The sequence below is a fragment of the Bradyrhizobium sp. 6(2017) genome, from assembly GCF_011058295.2.
Taxonomy (GTDB): domain Bacteria; phylum Pseudomonadota; class Alphaproteobacteria; order Rhizobiales; family Xanthobacteraceae; genus Bradyrhizobium; species Bradyrhizobium septentrionale.
In genome coordinates this window covers 5,545,453-5,562,871 of the sequence record NZ_CP049289.2, presented here as the reverse complement: position 1 = coordinate 5,562,871, position 17,419 = coordinate 5,545,453, and the positions used below count along the sequence as shown (strand labels likewise).

18 protein-coding genes are annotated in these 17,419 nt (G+C 65.6%); 7 read left to right on the top strand and 11 right to left on the bottom strand.

Annotated elements, in window-relative coordinates:
- Positions 1 to 9 precede the first annotated feature (9 nt).
- A complete protein-coding gene (locus G6P99_RS26090; RefSeq protein ID WP_029082833.1) occupies positions 10 to 1,347 on the bottom strand; it encodes an MFS transporter in 1,338 nt (445 codons plus the stop codon).
- Positions 1,348 to 1,711: 364 nt separating this feature from the next.
- On the opposite strand from G6P99_RS26090, the gene G6P99_RS26085 reads away from it, so the two are divergent.
- Positions 1,712 to 2,641, top strand: a complete 930-nt coding sequence (locus G6P99_RS26085) for a LysR family transcriptional regulator (RefSeq protein ID WP_029082834.1) — start codon at positions 1,712 to 1,714, stop codon at positions 2,639 to 2,641.
- An 18-nt stretch (positions 2,642 to 2,659) separates the two neighbouring features.
- Here G6P99_RS26085 and G6P99_RS26080 read toward each other — a convergent pair whose 3' ends face one another.
- Complete coding sequence (locus tag G6P99_RS26080) at positions 2,660 to 3,853, bottom strand: GNAT family N-acetyltransferase (RefSeq protein WP_029082835.1); 1,194 nt, start codon at positions 3,851 to 3,853, stop codon at positions 2,660 to 2,662.
- A gap of 181 nt (positions 3,854 to 4,034) precedes the next feature.
- On the opposite strand from G6P99_RS26080, the gene G6P99_RS26075 reads away from it, so the two are divergent.
- On the top strand, positions 4,035 to 5,063 hold the full coding sequence (locus G6P99_RS26075) for a polysaccharide deacetylase family protein (protein WP_035977448.1): 1,029 nt from the start codon (positions 4,035 to 4,037) through the stop codon (positions 5,061 to 5,063).
- On the opposite strand, the gene G6P99_RS26070 is transcribed toward G6P99_RS26075, so the two are convergent.
- Positions 5,060 to 5,269: a DUF2842 domain-containing protein gene (locus G6P99_RS26070; RefSeq protein ID WP_029082837.1), complete on the bottom strand. Its 210-nt coding sequence runs from the start codon at positions 5,267 to 5,269 to the stop codon at positions 5,060 to 5,062. The genes G6P99_RS26075 and G6P99_RS26070 overlap by 4 nt on opposite strands.
- A gap of 190 nt (positions 5,270 to 5,459) precedes the next feature.
- Here G6P99_RS26070 and G6P99_RS26065 point away from each other — a divergent pair, with 190 nt between their 5' ends.
- On the top strand, positions 5,460 to 6,545 hold the full coding sequence (locus tag G6P99_RS26065; protein ID WP_029082838.1) for a COX15/CtaA family protein: 1,086 nt from the start codon (positions 5,460 to 5,462) through the stop codon (positions 6,543 to 6,545).
- Between the two features lie 21 nt (positions 6,546 to 6,566).
- Here G6P99_RS26065 and nadC read toward each other — a convergent pair whose 3' ends face one another.
- The 8 genes from nadC to G6P99_RS26025 all read right to left on the bottom strand — a co-directional run bounded on the left by nadC (position 6,567) and on the right by G6P99_RS26025 (position 14,357).
- Entirely contained in the window at positions 6,567 to 7,418 is an 852-nt protein-coding gene (gene nadC / locus G6P99_RS26060; protein ID WP_029082839.1) for a carboxylating nicotinate-nucleotide diphosphorylase, read from the bottom strand.
- Complete coding sequence (locus G6P99_RS26055) at positions 7,415 to 8,965, bottom strand: L-aspartate oxidase (protein ID WP_029082840.1); 1,551 nt, start codon at positions 8,963 to 8,965, stop codon at positions 7,415 to 7,417. Before G6P99_RS26055 ends, nadC begins: the two co-directional genes overlap by 4 nt.
- Positions 8,962 to 9,948, bottom strand: a complete 987-nt coding sequence (nadA, locus tag G6P99_RS26050; protein WP_035977449.1) for a quinolinate synthase NadA — start codon at positions 9,946 to 9,948, stop codon at positions 8,962 to 8,964. Before nadA ends, G6P99_RS26055 begins: the two co-directional genes overlap by 4 nt.
- A gap of 54 nt (positions 9,949 to 10,002) precedes the next feature.
- Positions 10,003 to 10,959, bottom strand: coding sequence for an NUDIX hydrolase (locus G6P99_RS26045; protein WP_029082842.1), 957 nt, complete (start codon positions 10,957 to 10,959; stop codon positions 10,003 to 10,005).
- Positions 10,960 to 10,973: 14 nt separating this feature from the next.
- Positions 10,974 to 11,378 carry a hypothetical protein gene (locus G6P99_RS26040; RefSeq protein WP_029082843.1) on the bottom strand — a complete coding sequence of 135 codons (405 nt, stop codon included), beginning with the start codon at positions 11,376 to 11,378 and terminating at the stop codon, positions 10,974 to 10,976.
- A gap of 130 nt (positions 11,379 to 11,508) precedes the next feature.
- On the bottom strand, positions 11,509 to 12,789 hold the full coding sequence (locus tag G6P99_RS26035; RefSeq protein ID WP_029082844.1) for an O-acetylhomoserine aminocarboxypropyltransferase: 1,281 nt from the start codon (positions 12,787 to 12,789) through the stop codon (positions 11,509 to 11,511).
- A gap of 148 nt (positions 12,790 to 12,937) precedes the next feature.
- Positions 12,938 to 13,522 (bottom strand): CoA-binding protein, encoded by a 585-nt coding sequence (locus G6P99_RS26030; RefSeq protein WP_029082845.1) that lies wholly within the window; start codon positions 13,520 to 13,522, stop codon positions 12,938 to 12,940.
- A gap of 7 nt (positions 13,523 to 13,529) precedes the next feature.
- Positions 13,530 to 14,357, bottom strand: coding sequence for an enoyl-CoA hydratase (locus G6P99_RS26025; RefSeq protein ID WP_029082846.1), 828 nt, complete (start codon positions 14,355 to 14,357; stop codon positions 13,530 to 13,532).
- Between the two features lie 70 nt (positions 14,358 to 14,427).
- On the opposite strand from G6P99_RS26025, the gene G6P99_RS26020 reads away from it, so the two are divergent.
- From G6P99_RS26020 to G6P99_RS26005, 4 genes are all read left to right on the top strand, one after another.
- On the top strand, positions 14,428 to 14,856 hold the full coding sequence (locus tag G6P99_RS26020) for a PaaI family thioesterase (protein WP_029082847.1): 429 nt from the start codon (positions 14,428 to 14,430) through the stop codon (positions 14,854 to 14,856).
- A 153-nt stretch (positions 14,857 to 15,009) separates the two neighbouring features.
- Positions 15,010 to 15,474: a 50S ribosomal protein L13 gene (rplM, locus tag G6P99_RS26015; RefSeq protein WP_029082848.1), complete on the top strand. Its 465-nt coding sequence runs from the start codon at positions 15,010 to 15,012 to the stop codon at positions 15,472 to 15,474.
- On the top strand, positions 15,475 to 15,951 hold the full coding sequence (gene rpsI, locus G6P99_RS26010) for a 30S ribosomal protein S9 (protein ID WP_029082849.1): 477 nt from the start codon (positions 15,475 to 15,477) through the stop codon (positions 15,949 to 15,951).
- A gap of 246 nt (positions 15,952 to 16,197) precedes the next feature.
- A complete protein-coding gene (locus G6P99_RS26005) occupies positions 16,198 to 17,415 on the top strand; it encodes a GGDEF domain-containing protein (RefSeq protein ID WP_029082850.1) in 1,218 nt (405 codons plus the stop codon).
- The last annotated feature ends 4 nt before the right edge of the window (positions 17,416 to 17,419 follow it).

Below are 17,419 nucleotides of genomic sequence, written 5' to 3'. Positions count from 1 at the left end.
CCGCCACCGTCAGTGTGCCATCATCGGCTCGCGCATCGAACGTTCGAGCACCGGATCGATCCGCAGCCGGATCGTCACCAGCGCGCCGATCAGTCCGACGACCGCGAGCAGCAGCAGGCCTGCGGTAAACCCGCCGGTCAGGTCCTTCAGATAGCCCATGGCGAACGGGCCGGCGAAGCCTGAGAGATTGCCGAGCGAGTTGATCGCGGCAATGCCCGCCGCCGCCGAGGCGCCATTCAGGATGCTGGCCGGCATCGGCCAGAACATCGGCGGCACCGACGAAACGCCGATCTGCGCGATGCAGAGCAGGCCGATGATCAGCACCGGACTAGAGACCAGTCCGGCGAGGCCGATGCCGACGGCGGCGAGCGTCAATGCGCCGGCGACATGGTATCGCCGCTCGCCGGTCTTGTCGGAATGGCGGCCGAGCAGCACCATGCCGATCGCGCCGAACACGAAGGGCAGGGCGGCGATCAGGCCGGTTTGGGTGTCGGTGACGCCGAACGCCTTGATGATAGTCGGCAGGAAGAACGCGACGCCGTAGCTTGCGGCGTTGAGGCAGAAATACACCAGCGCGCAGGCCAGCACCCGCGAATCGGTGAGCGACTGCAGCACCGAGATGTGCTCCACCGCCTCCTTCTTCTGCCGTTCCATCTCGAGCGTGTTCTGGACCCACTTGATCTCGTCGGGCTGCAGCCAAGTCGCCTGGCGCGGGAAGTCGGGCAGCATGACCAGAACGGCGAAGCCGACCAGCACCGACGGCAGCGCTTCCAGGATGAACAGCCACTGCCACCCGCCCAGACCGGCACCCGACACATTGAGCAGCAGACCCGAGATCGGTGCGCCGATGATGCTCGAGATCGGGATCGCCAGCATGAACAGGCTGATGACGCGCGCCCGATAGACCGTCGGGAACCAGAGCGTCAGATAGAAGATGATGCCGGGGAAGAAGCCGGCCTCGCAGGCGCCGAGCAGCAGGCGCAGGAAGTAGAAGATCCACTCGCTCGACAGGCCGCTCGCCGCGGACATCTGTGGGATGAAGGCGAATGCCGCCGAGACGATGCCCCAGCTGATCATGATGCGGGCGATCCAGCGCCGCGCGCCGAACCGCTCCAGAAGGATGTTCGAGGGTACCTCGAAGAAGAAGTAGCCGATGAAGAACAGTCCCGCGCCGAGCCCGTAGGCGGCCTCGCTCAGCCCGAGCGCGGTGTTCATGTGCAGCTTGGCGAAGCCGACATTGACGCGATCGAGGTAGGCCACGAAGTAACACAGGATGAGGAACGGAATCAGCCGCCGCATCATTTTCCCGATCGCGCGCTTCTCGACATCGTCGGTCATCGTTCCCATCCCTTCTGGTTTTTCGATACGGCGCACGGTGGCCGCGCTGTCCGGGCGGCACCTTGTGCGGCCGCAGCGGTCCGTCGCCTTGCTCTTGTAAGTCTTCTTGCAAGTATTGCATTCATTGTTGTGTAATCGACCGCCGCGTGACTAATGGCATTTGGGAATGGAGCCACGGCGAAACTGTCATGATGCACCGCGGTATGAACGCGGGAACTCTGGAGCGTTTTCCAGCGAAAGGCTGTCCCGGACTTGATCCGGGATGGACACCGGTTCGCGTCAGGAAAACGCGTCAAAATAGGATCTAGAGCCCTGTCCGTCCCGATTTGATCGGAACGGACAAGGCTCTGGCCGGGCAGGATGGTGGCGAGCGGTGATCAATAATCTGAAATTGCGCCAGTTGCGCCTGCTGGTGGCGCTCGACAGCGAGCGCAAGCTGCAGCTGGCCGCCGAGCGCCTCAACATCACCCAGTCGGCGGCATCCAAGATGCTGGCCGAGATCGAGGCGGTGGCGCGGGTTCCCTTGTTCGAGCGGACCGCGCGCGGCGTCGAGCCCACGGCCTACGGCTCGATCCTGATCCGCGGCGGCCGGAGCGTGCTGGCCGACCTTGACCGGGTCACCGATGAGTTTGCCGGTTACAGGTCGGGCGAGCTCGGTACGGTCTCGGTCGGAACGGTCGCCAAGCCCAGCATCGACCTCGTCGTCGACGTCATGCAGTATCTCGGCGAGAAATTGCACCGGGTGAACATTTCGCTCGATGTCAGCACCAGCCCGCCGCTGGTTGCGCGGCTTCTCGCGCTAGAGTTGGATTTCGTCGTTGCGCGCATTCCCGCGGGCGTCGATTCCGGGCAGTTCGACTATCACGAGATCGGCGCCGAACAGGCCGGCCTGCTGGTTCGCGCCGAGCATCCGCTGGCCGCGCTCGACAGCGTCAATCTGGAAGATACGGTCGACCTGCAATGGATCTCCCAGCCCCGGGAATCCTTCATGCGTCAGGCGCTCGAGCGGCTGTTCAATAGCCGGGGCATTGCGCCGCCGCAGCGCATGATCAACACGGAATCCTTCTCGGCATCGATCGGAATTGCTGCAGGGATCGATGCGATCGTGCCGTTGCCGTTGCTGATCTTCGATTTGCTCGATCCGCAGCGCTTCAAGATGCTGCGCATCCGCGACCAGCTGATGCTGGAGAGCTACGGGCTGATCAAGCTGCGCAGGCGCGCGCTGTCACCGGCCGCGATGCTGGTGTTCGATGCGATGATGCGGCTTGGCGTCGAGAGCGGCCGGCAGGCGTCGTCCGCCTGACGTCGGCCGCAGCCGTCCTCAGCGGAACATGCTGCGCAGGTTCTGGGCGATCTCAAACAGCGCCGGATTGTGCTTCACCGCGCGCTTGGCGCGGTTGATGGCCGACAATGCGCTGGCCGCCGGCTTGCCGCGCAGGCTGAGCGGAATGAAGCTGTCGACGATCGCTTCGTCGTCCTTGCAGAACAGCCGCTTGTACTCGTCCGAGCCGATGCCGAGATCGAAGGCGCGGTAGTCCTGGCCGGCATGGCGATCGATGATGTCGCGCATCAGGATCAGACCGGGGCTGAACTTGGCATTGGCCGACATCGTGTAGGTGTTGAACATCATCGAGAAGCGATGGCCGTCGGACACGCCGGCGAAGATCGCGATCACTTCCTCGTCGCATTCCAGCGCGTGGATGTCGATCGCATAACCCTTGCCGTCGCCGCGCGGCGCCAGGCAGGCGGTGCGGATGAACTGCTCGATACCCGGCTCGGCGAACACGTTCGGCAGCTTCTGCTCGGCCATGCGCTGCGGCTTGACGCGGAAGAACCAGTCGAGCAGGCGGCAGACGTCGGCGCTGTCGGCCGCGACGTGATAGCGGTAGCCGGGCAATGGCTGCAGCTTGCGCTCCTTGCCCTTGAGGCGGCGACGGAACGAGTTGCTGATCAGTGTCGCGGGTGCGGCGCCGGGCTCGATCACCAGCAGCGGGCAGTCGTTGACCGAGGGTTGATGCGGCAGCAGCGCCAGCGGATTCGGCAGTTCCTGCCAGCGTAGCGGCTGCTGGCACAGCACCAGCGCATCGGCGCGGGACCGTTCGGCGATCGAGCCGATCAGGGCCGTGACGTCGGCCTCGGTCGCGTTGGCGGCGAAATCCTTCTCGCACAGCGCCATGTTGAAGGTCGCGTGCTTGCCGCCCATGAAGCTCGCGCAATTCGCGCCCAGGCGCTGCTCGATGGCGAGCGGCAACAGCAGCAGCGGCCGGCGTTCGCTGTCATGGGCGACGACGATGAAGGGCCGCAGGCCTTCGCGCTCGCCGACCTGACGCTGCCAGTTGGCGAGGAAATCGAAGCGCTGATAGGGCGTGTAGGAGTGTTGCGATGTCTCGAGACTGCGCCAGGTCGCCTCGGCCGCCGTGAGATCATGAAAGATATCGACGCCGGCGACGCGGATTGCGTTCGGCCATGTTTGCGTCCCTGCAGTCTGGCCTTGAATTGCCGCCGCCATGGTCATCTCGGAACCCAAAATTTTTTAAGGTATTAATTTACAGTTCTCGGCTGGGGCCGACCTTCGCAGGGAAATGTCAACAAAGAGTAATAACAATGCCTCAGCGGGGTTCTTGGCGGGGCGTGGGTACCGCCGGACAGAGGCGGGGATCTTGGCGCCGGATAACGGGATTTTGCGACGGGCCCGGATGGAGCTCGCGTATTTCAGCGGCGCCTTCCGCCTGCGCGAGCGCGAGGCCGGCGGCGCAGGAGTGATCCTGCGCTTCGCGCGCGTCCGCCCCGCGCGCCGGGCCCGGTTCCAACCACTGAGGTCGCAGGAGATCACGCCGGTCTTCCTCGATCGCACGATCCGTGCGCTGAAGCGTTGGCGCTACGACATCGTCGGGATCGAGGAGGCCTGCCGGCGCGCGGTGACCTTGCCGGAGCGCCGGCGCTTTGCCTGCCTGACTTTCGACGGCGCCAGCAAGGACATCGTCACGCATGCCTATCCCGTGCTCGCCCGGCACGGCGTGCCCTTCACGCTCTATCTGCCGACCGCTTTTCCCGATGGCGTGGGCGTCGCGTGGTGGTTGGCGCTCGAGGACATCATCGCGCGCGAAAGCCGCATCAGCCTTGTCATCGACGGCAGGGAACGGCGCTTCGGGGTCTCGACGCTGTCCGACAAGTATGAGCTGTTCGACTTTCTGTCCGGCTGGCTGCGCAAGCTGCCGCCGTCGGATTTGTCGTATGCGGTGAATGATCTCGGCCGGCGCTATGCGGCCGACGCGGCGCAATTGTCACGCAGCGCCTCGCTCGACTGGCAGGATATGGCGAAGCTTGCGGCCGATCCGAACGTGACGTTCGGCAGCGCCACGGTGAACTATTCCGTTCTGTCGAATCTCCGGGATGCCGATGCGCAGCGCGAGATGGCGATGGGAAAGGCGGTGGCCGAGAGCGCGCTGCGGCGGCCGGTCCCGCATTTCGCGTATCCGTTCGGGGACCGCGACGCGTTCCGCCGTCCGCATGTGGTGATGGCCGAGGAGGCCGGCTTTGCCAGCGCGGCGTCGACCATATCAGGTGTCGTCGAGGCGCAGGGCCGCACCAACCTCCATGCGCTGCCGCGGATCGCTTGGGACGGCCGCGTGCGCTCGCTGCGGATCATGCGGGTGCTGCTGTCGGGCATGATGTTTCCGCCGGTGCAGCCGACGCGGCATGCCCGCGACCAGAGCGCGATCTAGGCGCGGTCGGGCCGCGACATCCAGGAGACGATCGGCATCGCCGGCAGCACCCAGCCAAGCCCCGCGACGACGTAGAAGATCGCCTGCAGCAGCCCCGAATTGGCGAGCCACGGGGTCTGGGCGATCGTCATGCCAAGCAGCGACCACACCACCACCAGAATGAGCAGGGCGATGGTTCCGAGCAATTTGCGGGTGCGTATGGCCATGGCGGATATGTATGACTCGTGATTCAGAGCGTTTTCGAGCGAAGTGGACACCGGTTCGCGTCAAGAAAACGCGTCAAAACAACATTCCAGAGCTTCGCTCCGATGTATCGGAACGAGGCTTCGGGCGGCGCTTGCGCCGCTGATAGGGCGGACTATAAGGGGCGCGAAAATCCAATCAAGTCAGGGCGAAATGGCCGGTATTTCCGCAAAGACATCGCAGCTCCGCGCCGTCAGGATTTGGCTGCTCGCGGTTGCCGCCCTGATCGTGCTGATGGTGCTGGTCGGCGGTGCCACGCGGCTCACCGAGTCCGGCCTGTCGATCGTCGAGTGGAAGCCGGTGACCGGCGCGCTGCCGCCGCTGACCGAGGCGCAGTGGACGCAGGCCTTCGAGGGCTACAAGACCATCCCGCAATACCGCGAGCTCAACGCCGGGATGACGCTCGATCAGTTCAAGACGATTTTCTGGTGGGAGTGGAGCCACCGGCTGCTCGGCCGGGTGATCGGCGCCGCCTATCTGCTGCCGTTCCTGTATTTCCTGTGGCGCGGCGCGGTGAGCGGCGAGCTCGGCCGGCGGCTGTGGATCATCTTCGGCCTCGGCGCGCTGCAGGGCGGCGTCGGCTGGTGGATGGTCGCGTCCGGGCTCTCGGAGCGCCTCGAGGTGTCGCAATATCGGCTGGCGACGCACCTGGTGCTGGCGCTGCTGATCTTCACGGCGATCGTCTGGACGCTGCGGCGGCTGACCGATCGTCCGTCCGTGATCGCGCCGCTCAGGCTGAAGATCACAAGTGCGGTGCTGCTGGTGCTGACCTTCGTGCAGCTCTATTTCGGCGCGCTGGTCGCGGGCCTGCGCGCGGGCAGGGTCTACAACACTTGGCCCGAGATCGACGGCGGCTTGATTCCGTCGGCTGACCGTCTCTGGTTCGAGACGCCGTGGTGGCGCAACCTGTTCGACAACACGCTGACGGTGCAATTCGAGCATCGCATGACCGCCTATCTGCTGTTCGCGCTGGCGATCGCACATGCGATCGATGCCGTGCGCGCGCGTGCCGGTGGTGCGGTGATCGCGGGTGCCTGGTGGCTGGTTGCGGCGATCACGCTGCAGGCGACGCTCGGCATCCTGACGCTGCTGCATCAGGTGCCGATCGATCTGGCGCTGACGCATCAGGCGGTTGCGATCGTCGTGCTGACGCTCGCGGTGCTGCAGGCCGAGCGCTTCGCGGTGCGCCGCACCGAGCGGGACCAGCCGACCCTTGTTCCGGTCGGCCAGGCCGGTTGATCCTTCAACCTCTCTGATCCATCAAGAGAGGTAGTCGAGCCCGATATCGAGCGCAGCCGAGCTGTGGGTCACCCAGCCGACTGAGATCAGGTCGACGCCGGTGGCAGCAATCGCTGCGGCGGTCGCTGCGGTGATCCGGCCGGAGGCTTCGGTGATCGCCTTGCCACGCGCCATCTCGACCGCCTGGCTCAGTTGCTCCATCGTCATGTTGTCGAGCAGGACCGCGTCGACGCCGAGCGCCAGCGCTTCCTCGAGCTGCGACAGCGTGTCGACCTCGACCTCGATCTTGACGAGATGACCGGCATTGGCCTTGGCGCGCTCGATCGCGGTGCGGATGCCGCCGGCGAGCGCAATGTGGTTGTCCTTGATCAACACCGCATCATCGAGCCCGAAGCGGTGATTGCCGCCGCCGCCGGCGCGCACCGCATATTTCTCGAGCGCACGCAGTCCCGGCGTGGTCTTGCGGGTGCAGACGATCTGCGCGCGCGTGCCTGCGACCGCTTTGACCAGCGTCGCCGTTGCGGTCGCGACGCCGCTCAGATGGCAGAGGAAGTTGAGCGCGGTTCGCTCCGCGGTGAGCAGGCTGCGGGCGGGGCCGTCGATGACCGCGATGACCTGGTCGGGTTCGACCGCGCTGCCGTCAGGCCGCTCGGCGCGCAGCGTGATGGAAGGCGACACCGTCTGGAATGCGGTGCGCGCGACGTCGAGCCCCGCGATCACGCCGGGCTGCCGCGCCCGCATCACGAGGCGCGCCTGCTGGCCGGCCGGTACGATCGAATCCGCGGTGATATCGCCGGCACGGCCGAGGTCCTCGCGCAGCGCGGTCTGCACGATCGGCTCGTACATCAGCGGCAACAGGGGATTGAGGGTCATGAACTGGCACTCCTGGCTGGCAGCTGGGACTCGACGATGTCGCGCGCGGCGGCGAGCGCCTCGTCACGGGTGAGGGACGACGGGACGGCCGACAAAGCGGCATGCGGGAAATCGGTGCGGAAATGGCCGCCACGGCTTTCCTCGCGCCTGACGGCGGCGACCGCGATCATTAGCCCGACCAGCGCCGCGTCGGATGCCGCACTCTGACCGCAGGCGAGCGGAGTGAGGCCGCGAATCGCGCGTGCGATGCCGTCGTGGTCGCGCAGCACGCCGAGCCCCTGGGAGAGGATCGGCCGCACGGCGGAGGGATCGGAGGCAGGCGGCAACGCCTCGTCGCGCAGCATCGCGCGCGGACCTGCACTCACGCCTTCGATGCTTTCGGCGACCCAGCGTGCGCAGACGATCGCTTCCATCAGCGAGTTGCTGGCGAGCCGGTTGGCGCCGTGCAGCCCAGTGCGCGCGGCCTCGCCGCAGGCCCACAGGCCCTCCACCGTGCTGCGGCCATAACCGTCCACCGCGACGCCACCCATGTGATAATGCACCGCCGGCCGGATCGGGATCGGATCGCAGGCCGGATCGATGCCGGCCATCTTGCAGAACGCGCTGATCACGGGATAGCGCTGGGCAAAGTCCGCGCCCGGATGCTGGCGCGCATCGAGGAAGGTGCGATGTCCCGCCGCACGGTGATGCCAGACCGCGCGCGCGACGATGTCGCGTGGCGCAAGCTCGGCGCCGGGCTGATCGGCCATGAAGCGCTGCCCGGTTTCATCGATCAGCACTGCGCCGTCGCCGCGGATCGCCTCGGTCAACAGCGGCATCGGCCGCGACGGTCCGTCGAAGGCGGTCGGATGAAACTGGACGAATTCGATGTCCGAGAGTGTTGCGCCGGCATACGCCGCGAGCGCGAGCCCCTGGCCGAAGCATCCGCCCGGATTGGTGCTGTCGGCAAACAGCCCGCCGATGCCGCCGGTCGCGATCACCACGCGATTGGTGACGATCGTCAGCGCGCCGCTTGCGTTGGCTGCAAGCACGCCCCTGACCGCATTGTCCTCGACCAGCAACCGGCGCGCCTCGACGCCCTCCAGCAGCGTGATCGATGGCGTCCGGCGGACCGCTGATATCAGCGCGCGCATGATCTCGCGGCCGGTGCCGTCACCGGTGGCGTGCACGATGCGGTTGCGGCCGTGTGCGGCCTCGAGCCCGAGGCGCCAGCTGCCGTCGGCGCGCCGGTCGAAGGCGACGCCGAGCTCGGCCAAATGCTCCATGGCCGCAGGCGCGGCGTGAACGATCCGGGATGCTACGGCCGCATCGCAGAGGCCGGCACCGGCCGCGAGCGTATCGGCGAGATGCAGGGCAGGGGTGTCATCCTCGCCGACTGGTGCGGCGAGGCCGCCCTGCGCCCACATGCTGGAGGCTTCGGCGCCGAGCGGCGATTTCGACAGCAGCACGACCGGCTCGGGCGCGAGCTGAAGCGCAGTCATGAGCCCCGCGGCGCCGCCGCCGATGATGACCGGGCGGCCGTCGAGATCGGAAATGTCGGTGCTCATATCGCCAGCATCCTTTCGACGCTCCTGCGCGCGCGATCGGCGATCGCTGGATCGATCGTGACCTCGTGCTGGTTGGTCTCCAGCGCGTGGCGGATGTTCTTCAGCGTGATCCGCTTCATGTGCGGGCAGAGATTGCAGGGGCGGACGAAGTCGACATCCGGATTGAGGGCAGCGATGTTGTCGCTCATCGAGCACTCCGTCAGCAGCACGACGCGTGGCGGCCGCTTGGTCTCGACGAACAACTGCATCGCAGCCGTCGAACCGGAAAAGTCCGCTTCGGCGACCACTTCGGGCGGGCATTCCGGATGCGCCAGGATGGTGACGTCGGGATGATTTTCGCGCAGCTGGCGCACGTCATCGGCGGTGAACAGCTCGTGCACCTCGCAATGGCCCTTCCAGGCGATGATCTTCTTGCTGGTCTGTTTCGCGATGTTCTGCGCCAGATATTCATCCGGCAGCATGATGACGCGCTCGGCGCCAAGCGATTCCACCACCTTCAGCGCATTGCCTGATGTGCAGCAGATGTCGGACTCCGCCTTCACCGCAGTCGACGTGTTGACATAGGCGACGACCGGCGCGTCCGGGTAGCGCGCGCGCATCAGCCGCACGTCAGCCGGCGTGATGGAATCCGCCAGCGAGCAGCCGGCCTTCAGGTCGGGGATCAGCACGGTCTTGGCCGGATTGAGCAGCTTTGCCGTCTCGGCCATGAAGTGCACGCCGGCGAGCACGATGACATCGGCGTCGACCTTGGTCGCCTCGCGCGCGAGCAGGAGGCTGTCGCCGACGATATCGGCGACGCCGTGGAAGATTTCCGGTGTCTGGTAATTGTGCGCGAGCACCACCGCATTGCGGCGGCGTTTCAGCGCGAGGATCGTATCGACGTCCTCGGCGAAAGTGGCCCATTCGAACGGCGGGATGACGCGTTTGACGCGCTCATAGAGCGGCGCGGTGCGGGTGAGCAGATCGGTATCGAGTGTAACCATTTATACTCTCCGTGAGCATAAGATGGCTTATACTTATCCTGAGCATAAGGTCTGTCAAGTGCGCGAAAGCGGCAACTTGGTGCCGGCGACCGCCCGTTCGGCCAGCACGGCATGGCGGAAGCGGAACAGCTTGGCCGGCCGTCCGACGGTATCGGCGGCCATTGCGCCAGTCTCTTCAACGAGTTCCTGCTGCTCGATGAGCCGACGGAAGTTCTGCTTGTGGACCAGCCGGCCTGCGAGCGCCTCAACACTGCGTTGCAGTTGCAGCAGGGTAAACTCGGCCGGCATCAGCTCGAATACCACTGGGCGGTATTTGATCTTGGCGCGCAGCCGCGCGATCCCGGTCGCGAGAATGCGGCGATGATCCGCCGTCATCGGTTTTCCTGGTATGACCAATGCCTCGCGGGCTTGCGTACGGCCGGCCTCCGGGATCAGTCCGGCCTCGTACAGCAGTTCGTAGCGCTGCAGCACGAGTTCTTCGTTCCAGTCGCGGTCATCGAGGCCGAAGGTGATGGCGCAGCGCTGCCAGCGCTCACGCTGCAGCGTCGGTGACGGCGCTGCTTTCGCCCACGCTTTCAGTTTCGGCGCAATCAGTTTGCCAACGAAGGCCGGCGCGCCGGCGCGATGGTCCTCCCAGGGGAAATAGTCGTACCAGCCGGACCAATGCGCCTCGAAACCTTCGCCGACCTTGTCCTCGCGGGTCAGGCCGAGATAGCTGATCGAAACGCTATGCGGCGACCTGGCGTCGCCGGACCGGCCGCGGTCGGCGAAGGTGTAGAGCTGCTCGACATAGCCGAGCGGGTGGCCGGTCTGGGCCTCCACCCAGGCCCGCAACGCGGTCTGCAGCGAGCGGTGGGTGAACTCGAACGGGCCGCTCGGCAGCGCGGCGCCGCCGGCGATGGTCACGATCTTCGGCGTGCCGTCGGTGACGGCGACCAGCACCGCGACGAGATCGGCGGTGATCGCGTTCCCCGAACCCGGCGCGCTGGTTTTCTGCGGCGATCTAGCCACGCGATCGTTCCGCGCTAGCAGTAGCCGTAGACGCCGCAGGCGTAGGGCAGGCGGTCCCAGTAGGTCACATAGGCGCCGCCGTAATAGGGGCCGAAATAGTTGTAGGAATGCCAGTTGCCGTAATAGCCGGGCAGTGACGACGATCCCGGCAGCAGCGGTTCACCCACCACGTACGGGATGTACGGCTCGGCGTTCAGCGGGATCACCTCGGGCTCGACCACCACGAGCTGGCGTCCGCGCCGCACATAGGTCGGCGGCGTGATGGTGGTGCGGTAGGCGTAGTTCCGGCGCGGCAGGCCAGCCGGCAATTGGCGCGCGGCCTTGACGGTTGTGCTCTTGGCGACGACAGGGCCGTCGGCGGCGTCAGCAGGCGAGGTCGCAAACAGCGCGATCGCGAGCGGCAATATCCAGCGCAGCATCAATGGTCTCCCGAATCATCCGGAGCCTATCACTGCCACTTTATGCCGGATTGAGCGTTAACGAGAGACCCGTCGTTTTGGGCAAGGTTACCGGAGCGATGCCACGCACCGCTCCGGAACAAGGGCGGGATCAGCCGCGCAGGGCCTGGTCGAGGTCGGCGATCAGGTCTTCCTTGTCCTCGATGCCGATCGAGAGCCGCACCACGTCGGGCGCCGCGCCCGACTTCACCTTGGCGGCGTCGTCGAGCTGGCTGTGGGTGGTGGAGGCCGGGTGGATCACCAGCGAGCGGGTGTCCCCCACATTGGCGAGATGCGAGAACAGCTTCAGGTTCGACACCAGATTGACGCCGGCGTCATAGCCGCCCTTGAGGCTGAAGGTGAACACCGCGCCGGCGCCCTTCGGCGCGTATTTGCGCTGCAGGGCGTTGTACCTGTCGCCGGGCAGGCCGGCGTAGTTCACCGCCGACACGGCCGGGTGGGTGGAGAGGAATTCCGCCACCGCCTTGGCGTTGTCGCAGTGCTTCTGCATGCGCAGCGGCAGCGTCTCGATGCCGGTGAGGATCATGAAGGCGTTGAACGGCGACAGCGCGGGGCCGAGGTCGCGCAGGCCAAGCACCCGGCAGGCGATCGCGAAGGCGAAATTGCCAAAGGTCTCCTGGATCCGGATGCCGTGATATTCCGGGCGCGGCTCGCTCAGCATCGGATATTTGTTGTCCTTCGACCAGTCGAAGGTGCCGGCGTCGACGATGATGCCGCCGAGCGAGTTGCCGTGACCGCCGAGGAATTTCGTCAGCGAGTGTACGACGATGTCGGCGCCGTGATCGATCGGCTTGATCAGATAGGGCGAGGCCAGCGTGTTGTCGACGATCAGCGGCACGCCGGCCTTGCGCGCAACGGCGGCGATCGCCTCGATATCGGTGATGCTGCCGGCGGGGTTGGCGATCGACTCGATGAATATCGCCTTGGTATGCGGCGTCACCGCGCGCTCGAAGCTTTCGATCTCGTCGGGATCGGCCCAGGCCACGTTCCAGCCGAACGCCTTGAAGGCGTGGGTGAACTGGTTGATCGAGCCGCCATAGAGCTTGCGCGCCGCAATGATCTCGTCGCCGGGCCGGAGCAGCTGCTGCAGCACGACGAGTTGCGCGGCGTGGCCGGAGGCGACCGCGAGCGCCGCGGTGCCGCCCTCGAGCGCTGCGACGCGTTCCTCGAGCACCGCGTTGGTCGGGTTGCCGATGCGGGTATAGATGTTGCCGAACGCCTGCAGGCCGAACAGCGAGGCGGCGTGATCAGCGTCGTTGAAGACGAATGACGTGGTCTGGTAGATCGGCGTCGCCCGCGCGCCGGTGGTCGGATCAGGCTGTGCGCCGGCATGCACGGCGAGGGTGGAAAATCCCGGAACGCGATCGGTCATTCTTTGTGTCCTGTTCTGGCCTGGTCGAAAACGCGCGGCATGCTGATGGCGGCGGCGCCCGCCGTCAAGCGAGTTGGGTACGCCGCCAGTTGTGGGAGGGGCATCCCACGCTATACCGGGCAAGCGGAAGGAATATTCCGTTGCGATGTCAGCTCGTCTCGGTCTTGTTCTTCGCCGCGCGGTCGGATGCCGCGGTCTGGCCGCCGCCAAAACTCGTGCGGTTGAGCGACAGCCGCATGCCCTGCGTCGGAATCGGCGCGCGCTTGGAACTGAGCGTGCGCGAGTTGACGCCCATCCAGGAGATCTCAGACGACAGCCGGCCATATTCGATCTTCGGGCAGCGATTCATCACCACCTTGAGGCCCGCGGCTTCCGCCTTCTCGGCCGCGGCATCGTCGTGTGCGCCAAGCTGCATCCAGATCACCTTCGGCGGCGGCGACAATTTCAGCGCCTCGTCGACGACGGGCATGATGTGGCTCGAATTGCGGAAGATGTCGATCATGTCGATCGGGCGACCGATGTCCGCAAGCGAAGCGACGAACGGCTTGCCCATCAGCGACTTGCCGACATGGCCGGGATTGACCGGGATCATGTCGTAGCCGCGCTGCGCCAGATATTTGAAGGCAAAATAGCTCGGCCGCACGTTGACCGGCGAGGCGCCGACCATCGCGATCGACTTCACGCTGTTCAGGATGCTGCGGATGTAGTTGTCGTCGTAGGCGTCGTGATTCATTTCGGTCTTACTTATCCTGCCACTTCGGATCGCGCTTCTCGATGAAGGCGCCGATGCCTTCCTCGGCGTCGCGCGCCATCATGTTCTCGGTCATCACCTCGGCGGCGAAGCGATAGGCGTCGGCAAGGCTCATCTCGGCCTGGCGATAGAACGCCTCCTTGCCGAGCTTGACGGTGTAGGCCGACTTCAGCGCGACCTTCTCGGCCAGCGCGATCGCGGCGTCGCGCTCGGTACCTGCTGATACCACGCGGTTGATCAGGCCGATGCTCTGCGCCGTTGCCGCCGAGATCGGCTCGCCGGTGAGCAGCATCTCCATCGCCTGCTTGCGCGGCACGTTGCGCGACAGCGCCACCATCGGCGTCGAGCAGAACAGCCCGATGTCGACGCCCGGGGTCGCAAACGTCGCGGCCTCGGATGCAATTGCAAGGTCGCAGCTGGCGACGAGCTGGCAGCCGGCCGCCGTCGCGACGCCCTGCACGGCGGCGACAACCGGCTTCGGCAGGTGCACGATGGCCTGCATCATCGCGCTACATGCGTTCATGATCTCGGCGAAATAGGCGCGGCCGCGATCGGCATCGCTGCGGCGCGCGGTCAGTTCCTTCATGTCGTGGCCGGCGGAGTAGGCCGGGCCGTTGGCTGCGAGCACGACGCCGCGGACGGCTTTGTCGTCGCGGATACCATTCAGCGCAGCGTGTACCTCGCGGATCAGGCCTTCGGAGAGGCTGTTGCGCGCCGCGGGGCGATTGAGCGTCAGTAGCGCGATACTGCCGACGGTCTCGCGCAGCAGGATCGGCTGATGTTGCTGCGCTTCGGCGCGGGCGGCTTGGGCGGACATGGTGAAATTCCACTTTGGTCTCTATGACAACTTAATGTAACAGGCAGGCTGAAGCGAGGGCAGGGACGGCATGGCGATTGCGAAAATGAGCGTGGCTGAGCTGGAGGAGTTCCTGCGCAAGGAATTTCCGCAGGCGTTCACCCACGACGACATCAGGATCGAAAGCGCCGACGGCGAGACGGCCCTGCTGCGCCAGCGCTTCAGCGAGCGGATGCTGCGGCCCGGCGGCACGGTGTCCGGCCCGACCCTGATGGGGCTGGCGGATTTTGCGATGTATGTGGTGCTGCTGTCGGCGATCGGGCCGATCGGCCTTGCCGTCACCACCAACCTCAACATCAACTTCCTGCGCAAGGGCCAGCCGGGCCAGGATGTGCTCGCGGTCGCCAAGCTGCTCAAGCTCGGCAAGCGGCTTGCGGTCGGCGAGGTGAACCTGCTGTCCGGCACCTCGCCGGATCCGATCGCCCATGTCACGGCGACCTATTCCATTCCAATTCAATAGCCTTTTTCGCGGTATTATTGCACCATATTTACAAGCTATTGTTTTCGCTGATGTAATTATGCCGCGTCGGCGTTGACGTGCGGCCGAGGCTTCTCTAGAAAGCCGCCCAGTTCGGCGCATTCGGCGCCGATTTGCTTTTCACGGATTTCACACATGAGCACGTTCTCGGCCAAGCCCGCCGAAGTGACGAAGAAGTGGGTCGTGATCGACGCCAAGGGTCTGGTCGTCGGTCGTCTCGCCACGCTCGTCGCGATGCGCCTGCGCGGCAAACACCTGCCCACCTACACCCCGCATGTCGATTGCGGCGACAATGTCATCATCGTCAACGCCGCGCATGTGGTGCTGACCGGCCGCAAGCGCGACCAGAAGACCTACTACAAGCACACCGGCTTCATCGGTGGCATCAAGGAGCGCACCGCGAAGCAGATCCTCGAGGGTCGCTTCCCCGAGCGCGTCGTCGAGAAGGCGATCGAGCGCATGATCCCGCGCGGTCCGCTCGGCCGCATGCAGATGAGCAATCTGCGCGTCTATCCGGGTGCCGAGCATCCGCATGAAGCGCAGAGCCCCGAGAAGGTCGATATCGCTTCCCTGAATCGCAAGAACACGAGGGCCGCATAAATGTCCGAAACGTTGCAGTCCCTCGACCAGCTCTCGCAGGTCAAGCCGGCCGCGCCCGACGCGCCGAAGTATGTCAAGAAGGTCGACAAGTTCAACCGCGCCTACGCCACCGGCAAGCGCAAGGACGCCGTCGCCCGCGTCTGGATCAAGCCGGGTGCCGGCAAGATCTCGGTCAACACCCGCGACATCGAAATCTACTTCGCCCGTCCGGTGCTGCGCATGATGATCCAGCAGCCGCTGGTCGCTGCCGCCCGTAACGGTCAGTACGACGTGATCTGCACCGTCGCCGGCGGCGGTCTGTCCGGCCAGGCCGGTGCTGTCCGCCACGGCATCTCGAAGGCGCTGACCAATTTCGAGCCTGAGCTGCGCGGCGTCCTCAAGAAGGGCGGCTTCCTGACCCGCGACAGCCGCACGGTCGAGCGCAAGAAGTACGGCAAGGCGAAGGCCCGCAAGTCCTTCCAGTTCTCGAAGCGCTAATTCGAGTCCTAAAATTCGCGGCAAATGCCGTGAGCATCGAGTTGCAGAGGGCGCCGAGAGGCGCCCTTTTTGCTGTGTCCAACGAAGCCAGCTTCGACGCGAATTAGCGCAGTTTTTCATGAAAACTTGCGTGTGCGTGCAAACGAAATTGGAACTCGGGCCTTCTAGCGTGCGGGCTCGCACTGGCGCTGCATCACCTTTTATTTGCGCCTGCGAACGTTGCATCACACCGGGCTGGGGTGAGTTATGTCGTTCGATCCATCGACACTTTATTTGTTCGCCACCATGGTTGCGGGCATGCTCGGCGCCATGCTGTGGCTGTTCGGCAGGCAGGAGAACATTCCCGCGCTGAAATGGTGGGGCACCGCCTATCTGCTCGGCGCGGCCTCGGTCGCACTCTGGACGGTCGGCAGTTCGACGCTCGACGCCATGGTCCTGATGGGGCTGAATGCGATCGGCTTCGCGGCCTGCGGCATGGTCTGGAATGCCGCGCGGATCTTCCACGGCCGCAAGGCCAACCTGCCGGGCCTCGTGCTCGGCCCGATCGCGTGGATCAGTGCCGCGATGACGGTGGAGGATCACGCGCTGCGCCTGACGATCGGCGCCGGGATCGTCGCGATCTACGCGGCGCTGACCGCCTCCGAGCTCTGGAGCGAGCGCCGCCGCGTGCTGAAGCGGCGCTGGCTTGCGATCGTGATCCCGGTCGCGCACGGCTGCGTGCTGATGCTGCCGATCCTGGTCGGCGACCTGCTGCGATTCAACGGCCAGAACTACGTCAGCAGCTTCTGGGTCACGCTGTTCTCGATCGAGCTCGTGCTGTACGCGATCGGCACGGTGTTCGTGATCTTCATGATGGTGTCGGACCGCGCGGTGGCCGTGCACAAGACCGCCGCGTCGGTCGATCCGTTGAGCGGCATGCTCAACCGCCGCGGCTTCACCGAGGCCTGCACGCGGGTGATCGAGCGCGAGGCCAATGCCGGCCGCCCGGTCACGGTGATGATTTTCGACATCGATCATTTCAAGTCGATCAACGACCGCTTCGGCCATCCCGCCGGCGACGAGATCCTGAAACTGTTCTCCGCCGTCGTGGTCAACAGTCTCAGGATCAGCGACCTGTCGGGCCGGATCGGCGGCGAGGAATTCGCGGCGCTGCTGCCGTGTTCGCTGGAGGAGGGCGTGCTGGTCGCCGAGCGCGTGCGCGAGGCCTTCGAGAACAGCAACATCGCCTGCGAGGAAGGTCCGGTCGATACCACGGTCAGCATCGGCGTGGCCGGCGGCCCCGCCGGCACCGAGCTCGAGGTGCTGCTGGCCTCGGCCGACACCGCGCTCTACCAGGCCAAGCGCGGCGGCCGCAACCGCGTCGAGGCGGCGGAGGAGTTGCCGCTGTCGCTGGAGAACTGGCGGCGCAAGACCGCGGGCCTGCCGGCGGCGGCGCGGCAGAAACCGGCGACGGTGCGGACATGAGCGC

Excerpts from the sequence above, each read along its gene's own strand:
- G6P99_RS26090 (WP_029082833.1), bottom strand. The coding sequence starts at position 1,347 with ATGGGAACGATGACCGACGATGTCGAGAAGCGCGCGATCGGGAAAATG.
- G6P99_RS26080 (WP_029082835.1), bottom strand. The coding sequence starts at position 3,853 with ATGACCATGGCGGCGGCAATTCAAGGCCAGACTGCAGGGACGCAAACA.
- G6P99_RS26075 (WP_035977448.1), top strand. The coding sequence starts at position 4,035 with ATGGAGCTCGCGTATTTCAGCGGCGCCTTCCGCCTGCGCGAGCGCGAG.
- G6P99_RS26070 (WP_029082837.1), bottom strand. The coding sequence starts at position 5,269 with ATGGCCATACGCACCCGCAAATTGCTCGGAACCATCGCCCTGCTCATT.
- G6P99_RS26065 (WP_029082838.1), top strand. The coding sequence starts at position 5,460 with ATGGCCGGTATTTCCGCAAAGACATCGCAGCTCCGCGCCGTCAGGATT.
- nadC (WP_029082839.1), bottom strand. The coding sequence starts at position 7,418 with ATGACCCTCAATCCCCTGTTGCCGCTGATGTACGAGCCGATCGTGCAG.
- G6P99_RS26055 (WP_029082840.1), bottom strand. The coding sequence starts at position 8,965 with ATGAGCACCGACATTTCCGATCTCGACGGCCGCCCGGTCATCATCGGC.
- nadA (WP_035977449.1), bottom strand. The coding sequence starts at position 9,948 with ATGGTTACACTCGATACCGATCTGCTCACCCGCACCGCGCCGCTCTAT.
- G6P99_RS26040 (WP_029082843.1), bottom strand. The coding sequence starts at position 11,378 with ATGCTGCGCTGGATATTGCCGCTCGCGATCGCGCTGTTTGCGACCTCG.
- G6P99_RS26035 (WP_029082844.1), bottom strand. The coding sequence starts at position 12,789 with ATGACCGATCGCGTTCCGGGATTTTCCACCCTCGCCGTGCATGCCGGC.
- G6P99_RS26030 (WP_029082845.1), bottom strand. The coding sequence starts at position 13,522 with ATGAATCACGACGCCTACGACGACAACTACATCCGCAGCATCCTGAAC.
- G6P99_RS26025 (WP_029082846.1), bottom strand. The coding sequence starts at position 14,357 with ATGTCCGCCCAAGCCGCCCGCGCCGAAGCGCAGCAACATCAGCCGATC.
- G6P99_RS26020 (WP_029082847.1), top strand. The coding sequence starts at position 14,428 with ATGGCGATTGCGAAAATGAGCGTGGCTGAGCTGGAGGAGTTCCTGCGC.
- rplM (WP_029082848.1), top strand. The coding sequence starts at position 15,010 with ATGAGCACGTTCTCGGCCAAGCCCGCCGAAGTGACGAAGAAGTGGGTC.
- rpsI (WP_029082849.1), top strand. The coding sequence starts at position 15,475 with ATGTCCGAAACGTTGCAGTCCCTCGACCAGCTCTCGCAGGTCAAGCCG.
- G6P99_RS26005 (WP_029082850.1), top strand. The coding sequence starts at position 16,198 with ATGTCGTTCGATCCATCGACACTTTATTTGTTCGCCACCATGGTTGCG.